Source organism: Chryseobacterium salivictor, from assembly GCF_004359195.1.
In the GTDB taxonomy this organism is placed as follows: Bacteria; Bacteroidota; Bacteroidia; order Flavobacteriales; family Weeksellaceae; genus Kaistella; species Kaistella salivictor.
Window position 1 is genome coordinate 803,829 of the sequence record NZ_CP037954.1, and the last position, 20,082, is coordinate 823,910.

Here is a 20,082-nt window from a genome sequence, read left to right on the forward strand (position 1 = left end):
CTTAATCCTTATGAATAAAAAGCGTTACGAAATCCGTAAAAGAACGTCGAATAATTTCCCAATTATATTTCCCTTCATATTCTTTTCGCGCAGCCACGGCGTGTTTATCATATAAATCCGTATTCTCGATATACTGAATGATATAATCTGCAATTAAATTTGAATTTTCCGGATTGACTAAATACCCGAATTTAGAAACATTTACAAATTCTCTCGTCGCTTTGAGATCAGTGTAAATGACAGGTTTACCGGCAGCGGCGTAATAGAAAATCTTTATCGGTAAACAGTGATTATTTTCAATATTGCTGGTTCGTAAGTCAAAACAAATATCTGCTTCCGAAAATGATTCTGTAAACTTTGCAAATGGAGTAGGTTTCTGAATTGAAACATTTGCCCATTTATACATTTTTACTAAATTTTCAAAATGGAACTGTTCTCCTTCCGATCTTGCTCCGCCAATAATAAGAATTTTAATTTGAAGAAGGGGTCTTTTTTTTCGTAATGCTCTACTAGCATTAAAGAAGTTATCTATTCCTTTTTCCTTGGAAATTTCGCCAGTATAACAAAGTGTAATTTCATTGGCTTTTAATTTTTTAATGTTTTTTTGAATATAAATTTCGCTCGGAAAATAGGGCAAAACCAACTTTAATTTGCGGGGAAAAAGATAGGCCAAAGGAAACTTCTTCGTGTGTTCGCCGAAAATAAATGCCGAACTTATAAAACCAGCATATAACTGAATGAGGCCGAATTTTATAAAATGAAATAATTTACCAAAAAAAAAGTAATTTTTAAGCATCCTTTTAGACGGGTACCACTCGGTAATGTCATACAAAACAGGCGCTTTCCGGTATTTCGTATACTCTTTTGTAGCAATCACTGCTAAAGGTTCCGAACAGATAATACAATCTGGCGAAAAACTAGTGCATATATTCCTGAATTTTTCAGTCTTCTCTTTACTAGAAAGCGTCAATATTCCAAATGACTGAATGAGGACACCTTCAATAACGCCTTGAAAATCAGAGCACAGACTACTTACCATAACCTCATGGCCTTGGGACTTTAATTCCTTTGCCTGATGATAAAAAATTCGGTCATCATCATAATTATGGGCCGTAGTTAAAAAAAGTATTTTTGCCATGTATATAAGAAAAATCCAATATTTAGCCTATCCGGAACCTATTTTAAAACCAAGGAATATTGAGAGTAGATTTACGTGAGATCGGTGAATGTCCCAGCCCAACTTCTCCTCAGGGGCAATAGGAAATCGCTTAAAAAAGCAACATAAGTATTTTTAGAAAAATCGAATACTTCGATGTCCGTTGAGATTTCGCCATTCTTCAAACCACTTCGGAAATCCTGTAATTTCATGGTTTTAATTTCTTCGTTTTCCACAAAAGTTGCTTTCATGCGGTCAAATAAACCGAGTTGAAATTCCTGATCAATCCTTTTCATCACAACGCCTAAAGCGTCAATTGAACAGCCCGAGGCCACTTCTATCTCTTCGTCAACACAAATAATGATGAATTGGTTTTTCTCAATTTTAAAGGAAGATGACAATGGTTTCCCATGTGCTGCCCATGTTGCCAAAAAATCATATAATTGCTCGGTAATCACTTTACTTTCTTTCGCTGTAAAAGGTCTGGAAGCCGGATAAATAATTACCCGGTAATCATTGGTTTCTACGATGGTTGATTCTTCAATTTTCATTTTTCTGCTTCTTTTTTAATTCAATAAATCCCAGAACGATCATCATAAGACTTGCTCCCGCACTCCATAAATTAATTTTGTCGGTATCGAAATCTGCTGACCAAAGGTTAAGCACCAATAAAAATGCACCTGCAATCATCAAAAAATAAGGAATGTTCTTTCTCATTATAAATCGTCGGCTTCTGCTAAAAGCTCGGCGATATCTTTTACGGAAACTTCCGTATTATTAAAATGTTTCACACCATCAGTCATCATCGTATTACAGAACGGACAACCGGTTGCAATAATATTCGGGCTTTCCCCTAACGCTTCTTCTGTTCTTTCAACGTTGATATCTTTATTTCCTTTTTCGGGTTCTTTAAACATTTGAGCGCCGCCTGCGCCGCAGCACAAACCGTTGGATTTACACCGTTTCATTTCCACCAGTTCTGCATCTAATTTTTGCAAAAGCTGTCTTGGTGCTTCATATTCGCCGTTTCCCCGTCCAAGATAACACGGATCGTGGAAGATGATTTTCTTTCCTTTAAAAATACCGCCTTCAATTTTCAGGCGACCTTCTTCCATTAATTTTCTTAAGAATTGAGTGTGATGAAGAACTTCATAATTCCCGCCCAATCCCGGATATTCATTTTTAATGATATTAAAACAGTGCGGACAGGCGGTAACAATTTTCTTTACGCCATACCCGTTCATGATTTCGATATTGGTGTGCGCCATCATCTGAAAGATAAACTCGTTACCGGCACGCTTGGCAGGATCTCCGTTACAGGATTCTTCCTGACCCAATACGGCAAATTCTACCCCGACTTTATGCAAAATTTTACATAATGATTTGGTAACTTTCTTTGCGCGGTCATCAAAACTTCCCATACAGCCTACAAAAAATAGAACCTCTGGCATTTTTCCTTCGGCAGCATAATCTGCCATTGTTTTTATAGTGAAATCCATAATTAGTTTACCCATTTATCAATATAACAATTTACCGATAAATTGCTATGCTGCTACATTATTACATTGTTATTCGCTTGCCCACTTCAGTCGGTCAGCCTGATTGTACTGCCATGGAGCGGCGTTGTTTTCTATATTGGACATCATCTGATTGAGCTCCTGCGGTGCTGCAGATTGCTCCATGACTAGGAATCTCCGCATCTCGATAATAATAGAAAGCGGATCGATCAGAATCGGACAGGCTTCTACACAAGCGTTACAAGTGGTACACGCCCAAACTTCTTCTCGTTGAATATGGTCGTCTAATAACTTCTTACCGTCATCTACGAATTTTCCATTTTTGTTGATGTTTCTGCCCACCTCTTCGATCCGGTCACGGGTATCCATCATAATTTTACGTGGAGACAATTTCTTGCCCGTAATATTTGCCGGACAAACGGCCGTACATCTTCCACATTCTGTACAGGAATAGGCGTTGAGAAGCTGAACCTGTTTTAAATCGAAGATATCGCTGGCGCCAAATTTTTCGGGAACTGCGTTTGGATCTGCATCCGGTGTTGCGGCGTAGGGATCAGCATTGGGATCCATCATTAACTTAATTTCTGCGGTAACAGAATCTAAATTATTAAATTTCCCTTTCGGTTCCAAATTGGCGTACCACGTATTCGGGAAAGCCAAAATAATATGAAGGTGTTTCGAATAATACAGGTAATTCATGAAGAATAGAATCCCTATAAAGTGAAACCACCACGCTCCTCTTTCTGTAAAAATTAAAGCTCCGTCACCAAAGTTCTGAAAAATTGGGCCTAATAAAGTTGAGGAAACCGGAAAACTACCATTAGCAGCGAGAACCTGTCTTTGCTGCAAAACCCAGTCAGAAGAATTCATGGTTAAGAAGGCAACCATTAAGGCAAACTCAATAATCAAAATCCAGTTTGCATCATGTTTCGGCCAACCAAAAAGCTCCTTCATCGTCAATCTTTTGACCCCGTAGAAATTTCTTCTGATAAAAAAAACGACCACCGCAATGATAACAAGAAAAGCTAAAATTTCTAAAGTCGCCGTAAAAGCACCGTATAGAGAATCACCAAAAATAATTGCTAAAAACCGGTGGGTTCCGAAAATCCCATCGACAATTATTTCGAGCAGCTCGATATTGATAATAACAAATCCCACATAAACGATCACGTGAAAAAATCCGGCAATAGGTCTTTTTCCCATTTTACTTTGACCGAGAGCTACTTTTGCCATGGTTTCCCACCGTTTCGATTTCTGGTCAGAGCGGTTGCTTTCTTTACCGAGTTGAATGTTGCGGTAGATTTCCTTCAAACTTTTAAAAAAAAGGCCAAACCCTACAACCAGGGCGATGAAGAAAATAATATTGTCAATATACTGCATATTGAAGGGTTTTAGTCTTTGTTATTTTTCCCGAAAACCGAGAAATTCAAATATCTTTTTGGATTTGCTTTTAAATCTTCTACCAATTTATTCATGTTTTCGGCAGTTTGATTTAGGTTATCGTAAAGTTGCTCATCTTTTGTGAGTTTACCAAGACTTCCTTCACCGTTTTGTATGCCAGAAATAATACCGTTCATTTTATCTGCAGTAAGACTTAATTTATCAATGGTATTATTTAATTTTTTCACATCAACTTCATCAGCTACCCGACCATATTTATCGATTGCAGCTTTCGCACTTAAAGTGGCAAGATTGGCGTTGTCCAACACTTTTTGTATGCGCGGATCGCTGTTTGCAAGTAGTGAATTGGTCTGTCTGGATGTTACTTCGAATGCCGCAACGGTTCTATTTAAGTTATTGAGCAATTCCCGGATTTCTGCACGGTTCTGTTCATCAAAAATTTTATTGGCATTATTCGTTAATGAATCCACTCTTTTCAAAACGGTTTGTAACTGGTCTTTTACGGGACCTACCTGAGACGAAATATTGTTCATCATCGATAATTGGAAGCTTCCGGAAAGGGTATCACCATCTTTTGCCATAGGTCTGCCGTACTGCAGATTCAGCCGCATTTCTTTTCCAGACATCAAACCGGGTTCAAAAATCTCTAAAGTCGATTTTTTGGAAAACTCAAAATTATCATCAATTATTACCTTTACCACAAAATGAATTCGGCCGTCTTTTTCGGTAACAGGAATGATCTTGTCAACCTGACCAACTTTCAAACCGTTTATAGACACTGGATTAGAAGCCGCTAACCCCTCAACATTGTCGAACTTGGCATAAAAGATATTATCGGTAGTGAAGAGACTTTTTCCCTTCATAAATTGGAATAAAAATACGAATCCAATAATTGCTAAAATAGCGATAAGGCCTGCTTTTATTTCTTTTGTGAATTTCACTTTTCTTTAAATTTTAGGGAACAAATATAATACATTTTAAATAAACCGCCGACAGAAGCAAGAAAACTGAAAACAAAAAAAAGCGACCTTTTACAGTCGCTTTCATCAATTATTTTATTTATAAAATCACTATTGTGAAACTTTATTATAAATTTCGATTCTATAATCTTTAATTTTTGCGTTGTCTTGTAAGCTTTTCAATAATGCCTGACCGAACTGCTGCGAACTTTGTCTTGCAATAGCTTCAGTCATTTGCTTTAGGTCTCCCGGTTGTTTATTGGTGGTTTCGGATTTTTTCAAAACGACATATACTCCAGTCATTCCTTCAACAGGATTAGAAAGTTTGTTTTTCGCAACTCCAAATGCGGCTCCGGCAACCTTAGGCTCCATTGCTCCATTAACCTGTGGGTTCAGCATATTTACCTGTGCAGATTGTTTGGCTACTCCAAACTGTTTCGCGATTTGATCTAAGTTTGTCGCTTTGGCTGCATTGATTTTATCAGAAATCTGCTTGGCCATCAATTTGTTTTTCACAATCGGTTCGATTTGCTCTCTTACCGCTTCCGGATTTGCTGTTCCCGCATCCTGGATTCCATTTACATAAGCAATAACCTTATCGCCTGTTCCATCAACCGTAAAAATATCGGTATCTCCTTTTTCTCTTTTCTTATTAAACGCCCAAGCGATGATTTCCTCATCTTTGTCTGTTCCTAAGCCAGGAAGTTGCCCCTGGAATCTTCCAACTTCTGTCGGATTAGAGAAGTTATAATTGTTTTTCTTCGCAATGTTTGCAAAATCATTGAAGCTTTTTCCCTGAACCTGCTGGATAAACTTGGTGGCTTTCGTATAGACTTCATTTTCCGTTTTGTCAGAAGCTTTAATCGCTTTTACTAAGTTAGCCACTTTATAAGTCATGGCACCTGATTTCTTATCTTCGATATTGATGATATGGTAACCATACTGCGTTTCTACAACCGAAGTTGCGCCTTTTCCGTTGGTCGCCAGGAAATGTAAATATTCTGGAACGAATGGTGTAGCAGGTGTAGTCCAGCCTACGCTACCTCCCTGTGCTGCAGAACCCGGATCGGAAGAATATTTTAAGAATTCTGTAAACTTGGATGGATCCGCTTTCACAACAGCACCAATTGAATCGGCCAATTTCTTAGCCTGCTCTTTGGTTCTCGTTGCATCTCCGCCTGCCTGATTTCCTTTATAGCTAACCAAAATATGACGGGACAATGTAGAATCTGATGGTTTTTTATCTAACAGTTTAGAAACCACATAGAAATTCTGTTCTTTGTAAGGTCCGAAAGTTGCACCAACACTCGCAGTTGCAACCTTGTCTCTAATCGGCATCGGCAACTGATCTTTCGAGAAGTAGCTTGGGTTAAATGGCAAATCAGAATTCAAAGCAATAAACATGGAATCGTTTTTTGTGTTTTGAAAACTTTCTTTTCCGCTCAGGTCATTTCCTTCCGTAAATAATTTATTGATATCTGCCTCGGTAGCTGCATCATCCTGCGCACTGGGTGCAGCCGGAAAATATACAAGACCTAAATTTCTACTCGCCTCTCTCTTGAACAGGATCGGATGTTTCTTGATATAATCAGCCAGATCATTGGTCGTTACTTTAACCGGATTTTTTTTAGCATATTCCGCATAGTCCACTTTTACAAAATCGATGTCTGCAAGTTGATCTCTTTGCTTCATGATTTCTTCTGCTTCTTTTTTGCTTGCGGTAATCCCGGTAGTAACGTTAGCGAAAAGTTGTCTCGCCATCATTCTGTACTCGATCGATTTTCTCGTTTTCAACCAGTTATTATATGCTTCAAGGTTGGTTCCTTTCATTTGCTCTACCTGACCTTTGATCTCCTGAACCTTGAAATTACCTTTCTCGTCAAACAATTCTTTATTCTGTGCAAACATAGGATCAAACTGCAGTTGATTCCAGAACATATCTTCTGTTAAAGTCAAACCCATTTTTTCAAACTGTTGCTTGATGAGTTTAGACTGTACCAGCAATTGCCAAGCCTGCTCTTCCAAACCTTTTGTAGGCTGGCCTTGCTGTTGTGCTTGCTGCTGAAGCATAAAAAGTTGATCATCGAAATCTTCTTTAGAAATCTCTTCACCGTTTACTTTACCGTAAACACCTGGCTCTGCGCCAAATAACTTTTCAAGACTATCCGGATTAACCACGAAAGCCAACATTGCTACTGCAATAATTCCCATCAAAAGCCAGGGTCTGTTTCTTATTTGTCCTAAAATTGCCATCTTTTTTGTATAATTTTATCAGTTTGCGAAAATACACATTTTTAACAGATTAGAAAAAAAATTGCACACTTATTTAAAACTGTCTGTAAAGTGGCGGTAATTTTGTCTAAATTTTTGCTTGGCATAATGCTTGTCAATTTATGCAAACCTTTTTAATACCCGCACATATAAGACAAATACGGGTAATCACCTTTAATTATTTATAAAAAATGACAATTTGTCATTCCATAATATTATGACAGAATTTGAAGACATCAACTTTGATGAAATTTTAGACGACGCTTTCGGTATTATATCAGAAGGAATTAACATTACCGATATGTTGGATACAGAAGAAAACAGTGAACAAACCGTATTTCCAATCCTTCCGGTAAGGAACATGGTGATGTTTCCTAAAGTAATTATTCCCATTACCGCAGGGAGAGAAATGTCCATTAAACTGTTAGAAGAAGCACAGCGAAACAATGAGTTCATAGGTATTCTCACTCAAAACAATTCCGGTATTGAAAATCCTACCACCGGTGATTTATTTCAAGTGGGAACATTGGCGAAAATCCTTAAGATCATTAAACTTCCGGAAGGCAATATCACCGCCATAACGAGAGGTTTCCAAAGATTTAAAATAAAAGAATTCACCGGAACAAAACCGTATTTTACCGCAGAAATAACCAAACTCAAAGACACTTCCAGCAAGAAAAAAGAAGAGTATGAAGCGTTATTGGATAACATAAAAGACTTGGCACTCAAAATAATCGACATCGATCCAAACATTCCGAACGGCGCCAATTTCGCGATTAAAAACATTTCCAATAATGAAGATCTTCTGAACTTCGTTTGTTCCAACGCTAATTTTTCACCAGATCAAAAGCAGAAATTGCTGGAAGAAAAAAGCCTGATGATCCGTGCTGAAAAGTGCTACACTCTGATGCATGATGAATATCGAAAACTTGAACTGCGAAGCCAGATTCACAATAAAACTTCCAAAGACCTCGACAAACAGCAACGGGAGTATTTCCTGAATCAACAAATCAGAACCATTCAGGATGAATTGGGCGGCGGTCCCGAATCTGATGTTGATGAACTTTTGGAAAAAGCCAAAAAAGTAAGATGGAACGATGAAGTTGAGGAACATTTCAAAAAAGAAATCAACCGGCTGCAAAGACAAAATCCGAATTCTCCGGATTATAACGTTCAAAGGAACTACCTGGATTTCTTCACAGAATTACCTTGGGAAAAATACTCAAAAGACGTTTTTGACATTATTAAGGCCGAAAAAGTTTTAGACAAAGCCCATTATGGTTTAGAAGATATTAAAAAGAGAATTTTAGAACACATGGCGGTTCTGAAACTCAAAAACAATATGAAATCGCCGATTCTCTGTTTAGTTGGCCCTCCGGGAGTTGGGAAAACGTCATTGGGAAAATCGATTGCAGATGCTTTGGGCAGAAAATATGTGCGGGTTTCCCTGGGCGGACTGCATGACGAATCTGAAATCCGTGGCCACCGCAAAACCTATATCGGTGCGATGGCAGGGCGAATTCTTCAATCCATTAAAAAAGCAGGAACCTCCAATCCTGTAATTGTTTTGGATGAAATCGATAAAATCGGACAGGGAATTCATGGCGATCCAAGTTCTGCATTATTAGAAGTTTTGGATCCGGAACAAAACAATTCGTTCTATGATAATTTTCTAGAAATGGGTTACGACTTATCGAAAGTGATGTTTATTGCGACTGCAAACTCTCTTTCCACCGTTCAAAGACCACTTCTTGACCGAATGGAAATTATCGAAATCGCGGGTTATACTTTAGAAGAAAAAGTAGAAATCGCCAAACGACATCTCATTAAAAAACAGCAGGAAGAAAATGGTCTAAATGCAAAATCATTCAAACTTGGCAACGCGGAACTGAAACATATTATCGATGCGCACACTTCAGAAAGCGGCGTTCGTGGTTTAGAAAAACAAATCGCTTCCATTGCGAGATGGGTCGCTTTGCAAACTGCGATGGAAAAAGAATATGATCCGAAAATAACCATAGAAAAAGTGGACGAAATCTTAGGGGTTCCCCGTCCTAAAAGTCTGTCAGAAATTACCGGAGTTCCGGGTGTTGTCACCGGTTTAGCCTGGACTCAGGTTGGTGGCGACATCCTCTTCATCGAAAGTATTCTGAGTGAAGGAAAAGGAAACCTGACCATGACCGGAAATCTTGGAAATGTGATGAAAGAATCTGCCACGATCGCGCTTGAATATATTAAAGCAAAACACGACGAATTGGGAATTTCTTCAGAAGATATCCAGAAAAACAACATTCACGTTCACGTCCCGGAAGGCGCAACACCAAAAGACGGACCGTCTGCCGGAATCGCAATGCTGACTTCGATTGTGTCGAGTTTTAAGAATAAGAAAGTCAAATCACATTTGGCGATGACCGGCGAAATTACCTTGCGTGGAAAAGTACTTCCTGTGGGCGGAATCAAGGAGAAACTTCTCGCCGCGGCAAGAGCCGGCATCAAAGAAATCATTCTTTGTGAAGCCAATAGAAAGGATGTAGAGGAAATCAAAAAAGATTACCTTAAAAATCTGAAAATCAATTATGTACAGCGAATGAGCGAAGTCATTGATCTGGCCATTGAAAAATAGAAAAACAGAAAACGCTTCAATTTATTTTGAAGCGTTTTTTTATTAAAAAAAGAAAATTTGTCGTTATTTTGTGATATGAAAGATATTAAACTCCCTTTTATTGCTAAATTAGCCTTGGTACTCATCAGTATTTTGGCTTTAGGATATTTGGCCAAAATCGGCAAAGGCGTTTTAGCACCCCTCTTTTTCGCTATTTTAATGGCATTGTTATTTCTTCCTTTTGCCAATTTTCTGGAGAGAAAACTGAGGTTCTCAAGAACAGTTTCTACCTTTTCATCGCTTTTGATCATGTTGCTTTTTTTGACAGGATTAATCTATTTTTTCTCCACGCAATTAAGCGATTTTGTCAATGATTTTCCCATTTTGAAAGAGCAGGTTACAAGGTCATTTAATGAATTTCAAATCTGGGTTTCCCAAACTTTCCATCTCAATTTTGCCAAACAAATGAGCTATATCAATCAGGCATTAGATAAATTACTTTCTTCTACAGGACTCATTTTAGGCTTCACCGTTTCGATGTTTTCATCGACGATGGCGTTTTTTCTTTTCAGTGCCTTATTTTTCATCTTCATCCTGAATTACCGGCGTGTTTTATACCAGTTCATTATATCTATCTTTCAAAGCCAACATTTTGAGAAAGTAAATGAAGGAATTGTTGAAATTCAGAAAATCATCAAAAATTATATTTCCGGATTATTTATTCAGATTATTATAGTCAGCAGTTTAACGAGTATTTTGCTTTCCGTTTTAGGAGTAAAATATGCCATCCTTTTAGGCGTTTTAACCGGCTTGCTGAATGTAATACCTTACATCGGCATCCTATTCTCCTGTTTAATCGCATGTGTGATCTCTTTTGCAACCGGTGGAACTCATATCCTTTTTGTCCTGATCGGTTACGTAGTCATCCATTTGATAGACGGGAATATAACCCTGCCTTTGGTGGTAGGTTCAAAAGTAAAAATCAATCCCCTTTTTACTTTTATCGGCCTTTTAATCGGTGAGGAATTGTGGGGGATTTCCGGTATGTTTTTGAGTATTCCTTTTTTAGCAATTCTGAAAATTATTTTCGAAAGAGTTGAAGGCTTAGAACCTTGGGGCAGAGTTTTAGGGGAAGAAACGAAAGTAAAAAAAGCGCGTAAAAAATACAAAATCACTAAAAATATTACTTTGGAAGAAAAGGAATAGTCTAAAAATCTGTTTATTAAGCTATTGTATTTTAAAATTGATTATTTGTAACTCCAGGAAAATAATTCAAAAATCTCAGTTTTGCTTGATTTAAATCCAAATTTTAAAAAGCGGTGATTGCGGCGAAAGATTGACAGAACCTACTTCTATAAAAAGATTAATTACAGACAAAATAAGTTTTTGAAACCCACAAGCCTTACTCTCCTTATATTTCTTGGAGGTTTTATTTTTCCGTAAATTTGCGATTATTTTTAAAACATCAAAGTTTAAAATCTCTAATTTAAAATCTCTCAAATGTTACCCAAAATAAATCCTACCCACACCACAGCCTGGAAAAACCTCCACGAACATTTTGCTCAAAACGATTTCGATCTGCGCACTCTTTTTCTACATAATCCTGAACGTTTTCAGCAGTTTTCGGTTAAAAGAGAAGATTACCTTTTTGATTTTTCTAAAAATTTAATCGATCAGAAGACCTTTGATCTTTTACAAAGTCTGGCAGCAGAATGTGATTTAAAATCCGCAATCGAAGCCATGTTTTCCGGTGAAAAAATAAATGAGACCGAAGGACGGGCAGTTCTTCACACCGCATTACGGGATTTTTCAGACAAAGAGATTTTAGTGGATGGAGAAAATATAAAACCGGCGATCAAAAGAGTTTTAGACCAGATGAAAAACTTCTCCGGTAACGTTATTTCCGGCGAACACAAAGGTTTTTCAGGAAAAGAAATTACCGATGTCGTGAATATCGGAATCGGCGGCTCAGATTTGGGACCGGTGATGGTTTGTTCAGCATTAAAGCATTTTAAAACAAGATTGAATGTTCATTTTGTTTCGAATGTTGATGGAAATCACATCGCAGAAGTTTTGAAAAATTTAGATCCGGAAACCACGCTTTTCATCATCGCTTCTAAAACTTTTACGACTCAGGAAACGATGACCAATGCAGAATCTGCGAAATCATGGTTTTTGAAATCGGGAAAACAGGACGAGGTTGCGAAACATTTCGTGGCACTTTCTACCAATATCGAAGCCGTGAAAAATTTCGGGATCGCCGAAGAAAACATTTTCGAATTCTGGGACTGGGTTGGCGGAAGATATTCACTCTGGAGTGCGATTGGCTTAAGCATCGTACTTTCGGTAGGTTACGAAAATTTCGAACAGCTATTAATGGGAGCGAATGAAACCGACATTCATTTTCAAACCGCAGATTTTAAAGAAAATGTTCCGGTATTAATGGGACTTCTCGGAATTTGGTACCGTAATTTCTTTGATGCCGGAACGTATGCGATACTGCCATACTCTCAATATTTAGATCGTTTTGCAGCATATCTTCAACAGGGAGATATGGAAAGTAATGGAAAATGTGTAGACAGAAATGGTGAATTTGTAGAATATGAAACCGGCCCGATTATTTGGGGAGAACCAGGCACCAACGGTCAACACGCTTTTTACCAGTTGATTCATCAGGGAACAGAATTGATTCCGGCTGATTTTATTGCTTATGCAAAATCATGCAATGTGGTTTCTGACCATCAGGAAAAATTATTAGCAAACTTTTTTGCCCAGACAGAAGCATTAGCTTTCGGAAAAACCGAAGAAGAAGCAAGAACAGAATTAGAAAAATCAGGCATTTCGGAAGAAGAAATTCACAGGTTGGTCAACTACAAAGTCTTCCACGGAAACACGCCAACCAACTCATTAATTATCAATGAACTAACCCCATTTTCACTGGGACAGCTGATCGCCTTATATGAACATAAAATATTTGTTCAGGGCGTGATTTGGAATATCTTTAGTTTTGACCAGTTCGGCGTAGAATTAGGGAAAGTTTTGGCAGGGAAAATTTTATCTGAATTAAAGAATAATGAACCTGTTACCACTCATGATTCCTCTACAAATGGTTTGATCAAATATTTCAACGAGAAAAAGTAAATCTAAAATAAATCTAAAGTAAAAACGAAATGGCACAAATTCTCGATGGACTGAAAGTCTCCAAAGAAATAAAAGAAGAAATACGCATCGATGTTGACAAAATTGTTCAACACAATAGACGTCCGCCACATTTGGTAGCGATTCTGGTTGGGAAAAACGGCGCAAGCATGACTTATGTGAATAATAAAATCAAAGATTGCAAAGAAGTTGGTTTCAAATCTTCCCTAATCGATTTTCCAAGCACGGTGTCCGAAGCGGAACTTTTGGAAAAAATCGATGAACTCAATAAGTCGAAAGAGGTAGATGGATTTATTGTTCAGCTCCCTTTACCAAAACAAATTGATCAGGAAAAAATCATCATGGCAATCGATCCAAGGAAAGATGTAGATGGTTTCCACCCGGAAAATTTCGGAAAAATGGCTTTGGAAATGGACACCTTTTTACCCGCAACTCCATTTGGAATTTTGACTTTATTAGAAAGATATCATATCGACACCAAAGGCAAACACTGCGTGGTAATCGGCAGAAGCAGGATCGTAGGAAAACCGATGAGTATCCTGATGGGAAGAAAAGATTTCCCCGGAAATTCTACGGTCACCCTTACGCATTCTTACACTCCTCATATCGAAGAATTCACCAAAAAAGCAGACATTATCATTACCGCTTTGGGCGATCCCAATTTCTTAAAAGCAGATATGATTAAAGAAGGCGCAATCATCATCGATGTAGGAATTACCCGCGTTGAAGATCAATCTGAAAAAGGATACAAACTGGTGGGCGATGTAGATTTTGAAAGTTGCAAAGAAAAAGCAAGTTGGATCACTCCCGTGCCAGGCGGAGTGGGTCCTATGACACGGGCCATGTTGATGAAAAACACAATTTTGGCTTATAAAACCTCAGTATATAATGATTAAGAAAGAAGAAAATATTTTATTGGAACAAGGTAAAATGCTCCCCGTGATGGAGCATTTTTACACTTTACAGGGCGAAGGTGCCCATACCGGAAAAGCCGCCTATTTCATCAGACTGGGAGGCTGCGATGTCGGCTGTCACTGGTGTGACGTGAAAGAAAGCTGGGATCCCAATTTGCACCCTTTGATGGATACTGTAGAAATTGCAGAAACTGCAGCGGGTTTTTGTAAAACCATCGTTTTAACCGGTGGCGAGCCTTTAATGTGGAATCTGGAAATCTTAACCAACAGACTGAAAGAACTTGGTTGTGAAATTCATATCGAAACTTCCGGGGCGTATGAAATGAGTGGGACGCTTGATTGGATTACCCTTTCACCAAAGAAAACAGGCTTACCAAAACCAGCAATTTATGCTAAAGCCAATGAGTTGAAGATGATTATTTTCAATAATAATGATTTAAAATTTGCGGAAGAACAGGCAGCGAAAGTTTCGGCAAACTGCGTTCTCTATCTTCAAAGTGAATGGAGCAAAAGAGATGAAATATATCCGAAAATTACCGATTTTATCCTGGCAAATCCAAGATGGCAGGCATCGGTACAAACACATAAATATTTGAATATTCCATAAATTACATTAGATTTACTTCTAATTAAAAGGCTATATGCAAAGAATCCGATACTCCAGATACTTCAGAACCGGCTTTATTCTTCTTGACGTCTTGGTGATAGCGGCAGTTTTTGTCTATTTTTTTCTGCGGAATAATGATCACCTTTTTTCAGAAGAAACTTCGGAGCAAAATATATTATCGATTATCCTGCTGATTTTTTACTGGATTTTACTCAGCAGCAGAACAAAATTATACTCCGTTGCCAGAAATATTACCTACACTCTTTATTTGGAAAGATTTGTTACCCATATCTTTATTTTCATTTTCGGCGTTATTTTATTGGCAAAAGTTAGCAATAATGAATTTCTGAAGCAAGACCGGTTTTTACTGGGGTTATGTCTGTTTCTTATTCTGCTCATCATCAAATCTACCCTGTTTTTTGCTTTAAAATACATTAGAACTTTAGGTCTTAACTATCGGAATATAATGTTTCTGTCAAGTGATTCATCGTCAGAAATATTAAAAAATATTTTAACAGAACGAAAAGATTATGGATTCAAAATTTATGATTATCCGGCAGATGACCGGTTTAATTTTGAAAAACTCGCAGCATTCTGGAAAGAAAATGGAATACACACCATGTATATTTCTACTGAATTCAAAAAGTACAATAAAAAACAGGAAGCAGAAGTTCATGGTTTAGCAGAAAGCCACAAAGTACGGATCTCGCTAATTCCCAGCATCATAGAAAACAACTTCTTTCAATATGATTTGGAATATACGGAAACCCAGCCTATATTGGTACGGTCTAAATTTCCTTTGGATTATTTAACGAATGTTGTTTTGAAGCGGACATTCGATCTCCTGTTTTCAGTTTTAGTACTGGTATTTATAGGCTCCTGGCTGTTTCCGATTATCGCGATATTAATTAAACTGGATGGTGAAGGCCCCGTCTTTTTTGTCCAAAAAAGATATGGCTTTCATGATGAAGTTTTTAATTGTATAAAGTTCCGTACCATGCATATCAACAGTGAATGCACGACTAAAACAACGGAAGAAAATGATCGCCGGATCACAAGAATCGGCAAATTTCTCCGAAAGACCAGTTTAGATGAAATGCCGCAATTTCTGAATGTTTTAAAAGGTGAAATGTCAGTCGTAGGGCCGAGACCGCACATGCTTTTGATCGATGATTTTTACAAATTAAAAATTGGCCGTTACTCCATAAGAAGTTTGGTGAGACCAGGTGTTACCGGCATGGCTCAGGTAAACGGGTTGCGCGGCGACACGGGAAATATGGATCTTAAAATGCAAAAAAGAATTCTAGCAGATGCGTTTTACGTAAAAAACTGGACGTTAAGTTTAGACTTGGTTATTATTTTGAAAACGATTTTTTTAGTCGTCGGCGGAGATAAGAATGCCAATTAAAACCCTATTAAAAAATAAAAAACACTAATTTTGCAACATGTTAAAAAATCTGTTGAGCCAAGTTGGCGCATATTTCTTTCTCTTATCGAAAACATTAAAAAAGCCACAAAAGGCTTCGATATTTGGTAAATTATTCATGCGTGAGATTTATGATCTGGGAGTTAATTCGTTCGGCTTAGTACTCTTTACTTCCACTTTCGTGGGAGCAGTTGTAGCTATTCAAATGTTCAATAACTTCAATGCATCGTCATTTCCGATCCCCAACTCTTTTATTGGTTATGCAACCAAAGTTGTTCTGATATTAGAATTTGCACCAACTATTATATCTGTTATTCTTGCCGGTAAAGTAGGGTCCTACATTGCATCAAGTATCGGAACAATGCGTGTTACCGAGCAAATTGATGCTTTAGATATTATGGGAGTTAATTCTCCTAACTTTCTGATTTTACCTAAAGTTTTAGCCAGTGTCATTTTTAATCCTTTACTCATTGCAATCAGTATTGTTTTTGGAATTTGGGGCGGATATCTGGCGGGAACTGCTACAGGAAGCTGGAGTAAAGCAGATTATATCACCGGAATCCAAATGTATATGCCACAACATTTTATATGGTATGCCTTTTTCAAAACAGCCGTATTTGCTTTTTTAATTGCAACAATTCCTGCTTATTTTGGTTATAATGTAAAAGGCGGCTCGCTGGAAGTTGGCCGCGCAAGTACACAGGCTGTAGTTTGGACCATTGTCGCCATTATTATTATGAACTTAATATTAACTCAAATGTTCCTCAGCTGATGATAGAAGTAAAAGATTTAAAGAAACGTTTTGATCAGGTAGAAGTATTAAAAGGAATTACGACAACCTTTGAAACAGGCAAAGTGAACCTCATCATCGGTCAGAGTGGCTCTGGAAAAACAGTATTTCTAAAGAGTCTGCTGAATGTTTACCAACCAACTTCCGGTGAAATATTATTTGACGGCAGAAACATCAATAATATGTCACGGGACGAAAAACAGCAGCTTCGCTCTGAAATAGGAACCGTCTTTCAGGGAAGCGCACTTTTCGATTCGATGACAGTGGAAGAGAATATTACTTTCCCTTTGGATATGTTTACCAATTTGACTTTCAGAGAAAAGAAAAGAAGAGTCTTCGACGTTATTGGCCGTGTCCATCTGGAAAAAGCCAATCGTAAATATCCATCGGAGATTTCCGGAGGAATGCAAAAAAGAGTTGCCATCGCAAGAGCAATTGTCAACAACCCGAAATATCTTTTTTGCGATGAACCAAACTCTGGTTTGGATCCCTATACTTCAAATATTATTGATGATCTACTTTTGGAAATCACTAAAGAATATAACACTACAACCATCATTAATTCCCACGACATGAACTCTGTGATGACGATTGGCGAGAAAATTGTATATCTCCGTCTTGGGATAAAAGAATGGGAAGGTAACAAAGACATCCTGATCAATGCAGGCAATAAAAACCTTATCGATTTCGTTTATTCATCAGAGTTATTTAAGGAATTACGCGAGTATTTCTTAGAGACCAAAAAAACCTCAATAGATAATATAATAACAAAACCCCATTCTAATGAATAAATTATTCAGTTTCGTTCTAATTGGTGCAAGTGTTCTGGGTTCTGCACAGATTAAATTTGCAGCAAAAGCCAACTTACTTTTCAAAACCGACAGTCCTAGTTGGGAAAGTGCCGTAAAAACATACAATGATTCCAAAAAGAACAGTGCAGGCTTCAATGTTGGTCTTTCCGCGAAAGTTAATTTACCAGCGTCACTATTTTTAATGCCGGAAATTTATTACACTACTTTTAAATCAGAAATCGATGTGCCGAGCCCTAATGGTACTACCGCTACTACTATAGAAGCAAAAAGCAATCGTGTGGATGTACCTGTCCTTTTGGGATATAAGCTTTTAGGAGACAACTTAGGAGTATTTATTGGTCCGGTTGCATCTTATAATCTTTCTACAGATAATCAGTTCAAAGACTTTAAAGAAAATGCCACCAAAGATTTCACAGTAGGATATCAGTTTGGAGCACAGGTTCAACTTCAAAAACTGATTGTGAATGCAAGATATGAAGGTGCTTTCAGCAGCGATCAAAGAAATTTCATTAATAACAATACCAACGAAACGATTCGTTATGACAGCCGACCAAGTTTGTTTATGGTAGGTTTAGGGTATGAGTTTTAAGAAAAACCAAACTTTAAGAAAAAAAAGAATCCTCTGAATTAATAATTCGGAGGATTTTGGTTTTCTTCTGTCGTGGTATAAGTTACGGTCTGTTGCCTTGCCAATTCAGCCGCCTGCTTTTCAAGGTCTTCTTTTTCTTTCCGTAGCTGTTTTAATTCTCTCCGCTTTTCTTCCTGTTTTAATGCGGTTCCCTTGCTGATATAACCGACAATTCCTCCGATTATTAAACCAATTCCAATTCCTGCAAGAATACCCATTAAATTAGTGGGCTCAAAAAGCTTAACCGCAGAAAACTGCGGCGTAATATAATACAGCAAAAAAGCTAAACCCAGTAAAAGAAATCCTATAAATGTTAAATTTTTCATGTCGGTATAAATTAAAAAACCTTTCCAAATTTAAGAAATTTTCGGAAAGGTTTACTATAAATTTAATTAAGTGTTAGATTTTGCCGCCAGCAGCTGCATAATATTGCAGGGCTTTTGACATGTGTTTTTCTAAATCTGCTCTTCTGGTATCTGGATTAGGGTGAGTTGACAAAAACTCCGGAGGTCTGTTTCCTGTAGAAGCCGCCTCCATTCTTTGCCAGAAAGGTTGCGCTTCTCTCGGATCATAGCCAGCCATACTCATTAAATAAAGTCCCATTTCATCAGCTTCTAGCTCCTGGCTTCTTCCGTATTTCAATAAAGCAACCTGAGCACCGAGCGGATAAGCCTGTTGGAAAATTGACGCTAGCTGCCCATTGGAAATAGTACTTCCTAAAATGGCGCCGCCATATTCTGCGATCATGGCTTGTGAAATTCTTTCATTTCCGTGGCCAGCAAGTGCGTGAGAAATTTCATGACCTAAGACCACCGCTAAACCAGTATCAGTTTTAGTAATAGGTAAAATACCCGTATATACTGCTACTTTACCACCAGGCATACACCAGGCGTTAACTTGTTTATCGTCGAGTAAATTAAATTCCCATTGGTAATTCGCAAGATCTGCTTCTCTGCCAATTCCCCGGTAATAATTGTTTGCGGCGTTCTTAATCCTTAAGCCGACATTCTGTACGCTCTTCGCCTGAGTCGTTCCCGAAATAACTTTTGCCTGAGACAGCGCCTGTTTGTATTGCTGCAGAGCCATCGCAGAAATCTCCTGATTATTGGCCAATTGCAAAGATTTACGCCCCGTGATTGGGTTGGTGGTACACGCAATCATCATGGCAGATACAACACCTATTCCTAGTATTTTGTTAATATTTTTCATAGTAGTCTAAATTGATTTTAAAGGATTAAACAATTTTTATTCCAAATCATGAGTTAGTAGTTAATATTGCATAATTTTTGTACATTTATAAAAAAATCACATGAAAAATCTACCCAAAATACTGATTGCTCTTTTGACGATTACTTTAGTATTATCATGCAGTTCCCAGAATAATATCCCATCGGCAAACACAAGCGCTCTGTTACAATCCAATGAGTTTACTTTTGTAGCTGAGCATGCAAACCCTAATAACGCAGACGTTATTAATGTTTTAAATTCGCTTCCCAATGGTTCCTCCCAAATGCTCAATTTAGATTCCGGTTACACCATTGAAATCAGAAAAGATAAAATAGATGTGACCCTGCCTTACTTCGGACGAATGTACACTCCAAACATAGATCCCAGTAAAAATTCCTACAGGTTTACGTCAAAGGATTTTACAATTACTAAAAAAGAAGGTAAAAAAGGAAGTTCTGTTTTCAACATCATCGCCAAGGATCAACAAAACATTATTACATTTAATATGGAAGTATTCAAGAATGGGAAAACTTATGTATCTGTAGACTCCAATGACAGACAACCGATTTCCTATGATGGATATATTACTGCGAATTCGACCACAAAAAATTAA

The 20,082-nt window shown here is 37.7% G+C and carries 19 protein-coding genes; 10 read left to right on the forward strand and 9 right to left on the reverse strand.

Going from position 1 to position 20,082, the window contains the following annotated elements:
* Position 1 precedes the first annotated feature (1 nt).
* The 7 genes from NBC122_RS03690 to NBC122_RS03715 all read right to left on the reverse strand — a co-directional run bounded on the left by NBC122_RS03690 (position 2) and on the right by NBC122_RS03715 (position 7,286).
* The gene (locus NBC122_RS03690) at positions 2 to 1,138 is read right to left on the reverse strand and encodes a glycosyltransferase (RefSeq protein ID WP_133439085.1); all 1,137 of its coding nucleotides are present in this window, start codon (positions 1,136 to 1,138) and stop codon (positions 2 to 4) included.
* A gap of 71 nt (positions 1,139 to 1,209) precedes the next feature.
* The gene (locus tag NBC122_RS03695) at positions 1,210 to 1,707 is read right to left on the reverse strand and encodes a hypothetical protein (protein WP_133439086.1); all 498 of its coding nucleotides are present in this window, start codon (positions 1,705 to 1,707) and stop codon (positions 1,210 to 1,212) included.
* Positions 1,697 to 1,873, reverse strand: a complete 177-nt coding sequence (locus NBC122_RS14315; protein ID WP_165983191.1) for a hypothetical protein — start codon at positions 1,871 to 1,873, stop codon at positions 1,697 to 1,699. The genes NBC122_RS03695 and NBC122_RS14315 overlap by 11 nt, the downstream gene beginning before the upstream one ends.
* Positions 1,873 to 2,655 carry a (Fe-S)-binding protein gene (locus NBC122_RS03700; RefSeq protein ID WP_133439087.1) on the reverse strand — a complete coding sequence of 261 codons (783 nt, stop codon included), beginning with the start codon at positions 2,653 to 2,655 and terminating at the stop codon, positions 1,873 to 1,875. The genes NBC122_RS14315 and NBC122_RS03700 overlap by 1 nt, the downstream gene beginning before the upstream one ends.
* A gap of 69 nt (positions 2,656 to 2,724) precedes the next feature.
* The gene (locus tag NBC122_RS03705; RefSeq protein WP_133439088.1) at positions 2,725 to 4,053 is read right to left on the reverse strand and encodes a 4Fe-4S dicluster domain-containing protein; all 1,329 of its coding nucleotides are present in this window, start codon (positions 4,051 to 4,053) and stop codon (positions 2,725 to 2,727) included.
* Positions 4,054 to 4,064: 11 nt separating this feature from the next.
* A complete protein-coding gene (locus NBC122_RS03710) occupies positions 4,065 to 5,015 on the reverse strand; it encodes an MlaD family protein (RefSeq protein ID WP_133439089.1) in 951 nt (316 codons plus the stop codon).
* Between the two features lie 129 nt (positions 5,016 to 5,144).
* Positions 5,145 to 7,286, reverse strand: a complete 2,142-nt coding sequence (locus tag NBC122_RS03715) for a SurA N-terminal domain-containing protein (RefSeq protein ID WP_133439090.1) — start codon at positions 7,284 to 7,286, stop codon at positions 5,145 to 5,147.
* A gap of 235 nt (positions 7,287 to 7,521) precedes the next feature.
* On the opposite strand from NBC122_RS03715, the gene lon reads away from it, so the two are divergent.
* From lon to NBC122_RS03760, 9 genes are all read left to right on the forward strand, one after another.
* On the forward strand, positions 7,522 to 9,927 hold the full coding sequence (lon, locus tag NBC122_RS03720) for an endopeptidase La (protein ID WP_133439091.1): 2,406 nt from the start codon (positions 7,522 to 7,524) through the stop codon (positions 9,925 to 9,927).
* Positions 9,928 to 10,002: 75 nt separating this feature from the next.
* Entirely contained in the window at positions 10,003 to 11,112 is a 1,110-nt protein-coding gene (locus tag NBC122_RS03725; protein ID WP_133441046.1) for an AI-2E family transporter, read from the forward strand.
* A 294-nt stretch (positions 11,113 to 11,406) separates the two neighbouring features.
* Positions 11,407 to 13,047 (forward strand): glucose-6-phosphate isomerase, encoded by a 1,641-nt coding sequence (gene pgi / locus NBC122_RS03730; RefSeq protein WP_133439092.1) that lies wholly within the window; start codon positions 11,407 to 11,409, stop codon positions 13,045 to 13,047.
* Between the two features lie 29 nt (positions 13,048 to 13,076).
* Positions 13,077 to 13,961: a bifunctional 5,10-methylenetetrahydrofolate dehydrogenase/5,10-methenyltetrahydrofolate cyclohydrolase gene (locus tag NBC122_RS03735; protein ID WP_133439093.1), complete on the forward strand. Its 885-nt coding sequence runs from the start codon at positions 13,077 to 13,079 to the stop codon at positions 13,959 to 13,961.
* Complete coding sequence (locus tag NBC122_RS03740; protein ID WP_185145776.1) at positions 13,954 to 14,586, forward strand: 7-carboxy-7-deazaguanine synthase QueE; 633 nt, start codon at positions 13,954 to 13,956, stop codon at positions 14,584 to 14,586. The genes NBC122_RS03735 and NBC122_RS03740 overlap by 8 nt, the downstream gene beginning before the upstream one ends.
* Positions 14,587 to 14,620: 34 nt before the next feature.
* Positions 14,621 to 15,994, forward strand: coding sequence for an exopolysaccharide biosynthesis polyprenyl glycosylphosphotransferase (locus NBC122_RS03745; protein WP_133439094.1), 1,374 nt, complete (start codon positions 14,621 to 14,623; stop codon positions 15,992 to 15,994).
* A 37-nt stretch (positions 15,995 to 16,031) separates the two neighbouring features.
* A complete protein-coding gene (locus NBC122_RS03750) occupies positions 16,032 to 16,784 on the forward strand; it encodes an MlaE family ABC transporter permease (protein WP_133439095.1) in 753 nt (250 codons plus the stop codon).
* Positions 16,784 to 17,593 carry an ABC transporter ATP-binding protein gene (locus NBC122_RS03755; protein WP_133439096.1) on the forward strand — a complete coding sequence of 270 codons (810 nt, stop codon included), beginning with the start codon at positions 16,784 to 16,786 and terminating at the stop codon, positions 17,591 to 17,593. Before NBC122_RS03750 ends, NBC122_RS03755 begins: the two co-directional genes overlap by 1 nt.
* Positions 17,586 to 18,203, forward strand: a complete 618-nt coding sequence (locus NBC122_RS03760; RefSeq protein WP_133439097.1) for an outer membrane beta-barrel protein — start codon at positions 17,586 to 17,588, stop codon at positions 18,201 to 18,203. Before NBC122_RS03755 ends, NBC122_RS03760 begins: the two co-directional genes overlap by 8 nt.
* A 38-nt stretch (positions 18,204 to 18,241) precedes the next feature.
* On the opposite strand, the gene NBC122_RS03765 is transcribed toward NBC122_RS03760, so the two are convergent.
* Together NBC122_RS03765 and NBC122_RS03770 are read right to left on the reverse strand one after the other, a co-directional pair.
* Positions 18,242 to 18,568: a DUF1049 domain-containing protein gene (locus tag NBC122_RS03765; protein WP_133439098.1), complete on the reverse strand. Its 327-nt coding sequence runs from the start codon at positions 18,566 to 18,568 to the stop codon at positions 18,242 to 18,244.
* Between the two features lie 73 nt (positions 18,569 to 18,641).
* On the reverse strand, positions 18,642 to 19,451 hold the full coding sequence (locus NBC122_RS03770; RefSeq protein WP_133439099.1) for a M48 family metallopeptidase: 810 nt from the start codon (positions 19,449 to 19,451) through the stop codon (positions 18,642 to 18,644).
* A 100-nt stretch (positions 19,452 to 19,551) separates the two neighbouring features.
* Here NBC122_RS03770 and NBC122_RS03775 point away from each other — a divergent pair, with 100 nt between their 5' ends.
* Positions 19,552 to 20,082 (forward strand): DUF4251 domain-containing protein, encoded by a 531-nt coding sequence (locus NBC122_RS03775; RefSeq protein ID WP_133439100.1) that lies wholly within the window; start codon positions 19,552 to 19,554, stop codon positions 20,080 to 20,082.

Bases quoted from the DNA above. Each gene is read 5' to 3' on its own strand.
- NBC122_RS03745 (WP_133439094.1), top strand. From the start codon at position 14,621: ATGCAAAGAATCCGATACTCCAGATACTTCAGAACCGGCTTTATTCTT.
- NBC122_RS03715 (WP_133439090.1), bottom strand. From the start codon at position 7,286: ATGGCAATTTTAGGACAAATAAGAAACAGACCCTGGCTTTTGATGGGA.
- NBC122_RS03770 (WP_133439099.1), bottom strand. From the start codon at position 19,451: ATGAAAAATATTAACAAAATACTAGGAATAGGTGTTGTATCTGCCATG.
- NBC122_RS03775 (WP_133439100.1), top strand. From the start codon at position 19,552: ATGAAAAATCTACCCAAAATACTGATTGCTCTTTTGACGATTACTTTA.
- pgi (WP_133439092.1), top strand. From the start codon at position 11,407: ATGTTACCCAAAATAAATCCTACCCACACCACAGCCTGGAAAAACCTC.
- NBC122_RS03740 (WP_185145776.1), top strand. From the start codon at position 13,954: ATGATTAAGAAAGAAGAAAATATTTTATTGGAACAAGGTAAAATGCTC.
- NBC122_RS03755 (WP_133439096.1), top strand. From the start codon at position 16,784: ATGATAGAAGTAAAAGATTTAAAGAAACGTTTTGATCAGGTAGAAGTA.
- NBC122_RS03735 (WP_133439093.1), top strand. From the start codon at position 13,077: ATGGCACAAATTCTCGATGGACTGAAAGTCTCCAAAGAAATAAAAGAA.
- NBC122_RS03765 (WP_133439098.1), bottom strand. From the start codon at position 18,568: ATGAAAAATTTAACATTTATAGGATTTCTTTTACTGGGTTTAGCTTTT.
- NBC122_RS03760 (WP_133439097.1), top strand. From the start codon at position 17,586: ATGAATAAATTATTCAGTTTCGTTCTAATTGGTGCAAGTGTTCTGGGT.
- NBC122_RS14315 (WP_165983191.1), bottom strand. From the start codon at position 1,873: ATGAGAAAGAACATTCCTTATTTTTTGATGATTGCAGGTGCATTTTTA.
- NBC122_RS03700 (WP_133439087.1), bottom strand. From the start codon at position 2,655: ATGGATTTCACTATAAAAACAATGGCAGATTATGCTGCCGAAGGAAAA.
- NBC122_RS03705 (WP_133439088.1), bottom strand. From the start codon at position 4,053: ATGCAGTATATTGACAATATTATTTTCTTCATCGCCCTGGTTGTAGGG.
- NBC122_RS03725 (WP_133441046.1), top strand. From the start codon at position 10,003: ATGAAAGATATTAAACTCCCTTTTATTGCTAAATTAGCCTTGGTACTC.
- NBC122_RS03695 (WP_133439086.1), bottom strand. From the start codon at position 1,707: ATGAAAATTGAAGAATCAACCATCGTAGAAACCAATGATTACCGGGTA.
- lon (WP_133439091.1), top strand. From the start codon at position 7,522: ATGACAGAATTTGAAGACATCAACTTTGATGAAATTTTAGACGACGCT.
- NBC122_RS03690 (WP_133439085.1), bottom strand. From the start codon at position 1,138: ATGGCAAAAATACTTTTTTTAACTACGGCCCATAATTATGATGATGAC.
- NBC122_RS03750 (WP_133439095.1), top strand. From the start codon at position 16,032: ATGTTAAAAAATCTGTTGAGCCAAGTTGGCGCATATTTCTTTCTCTTA.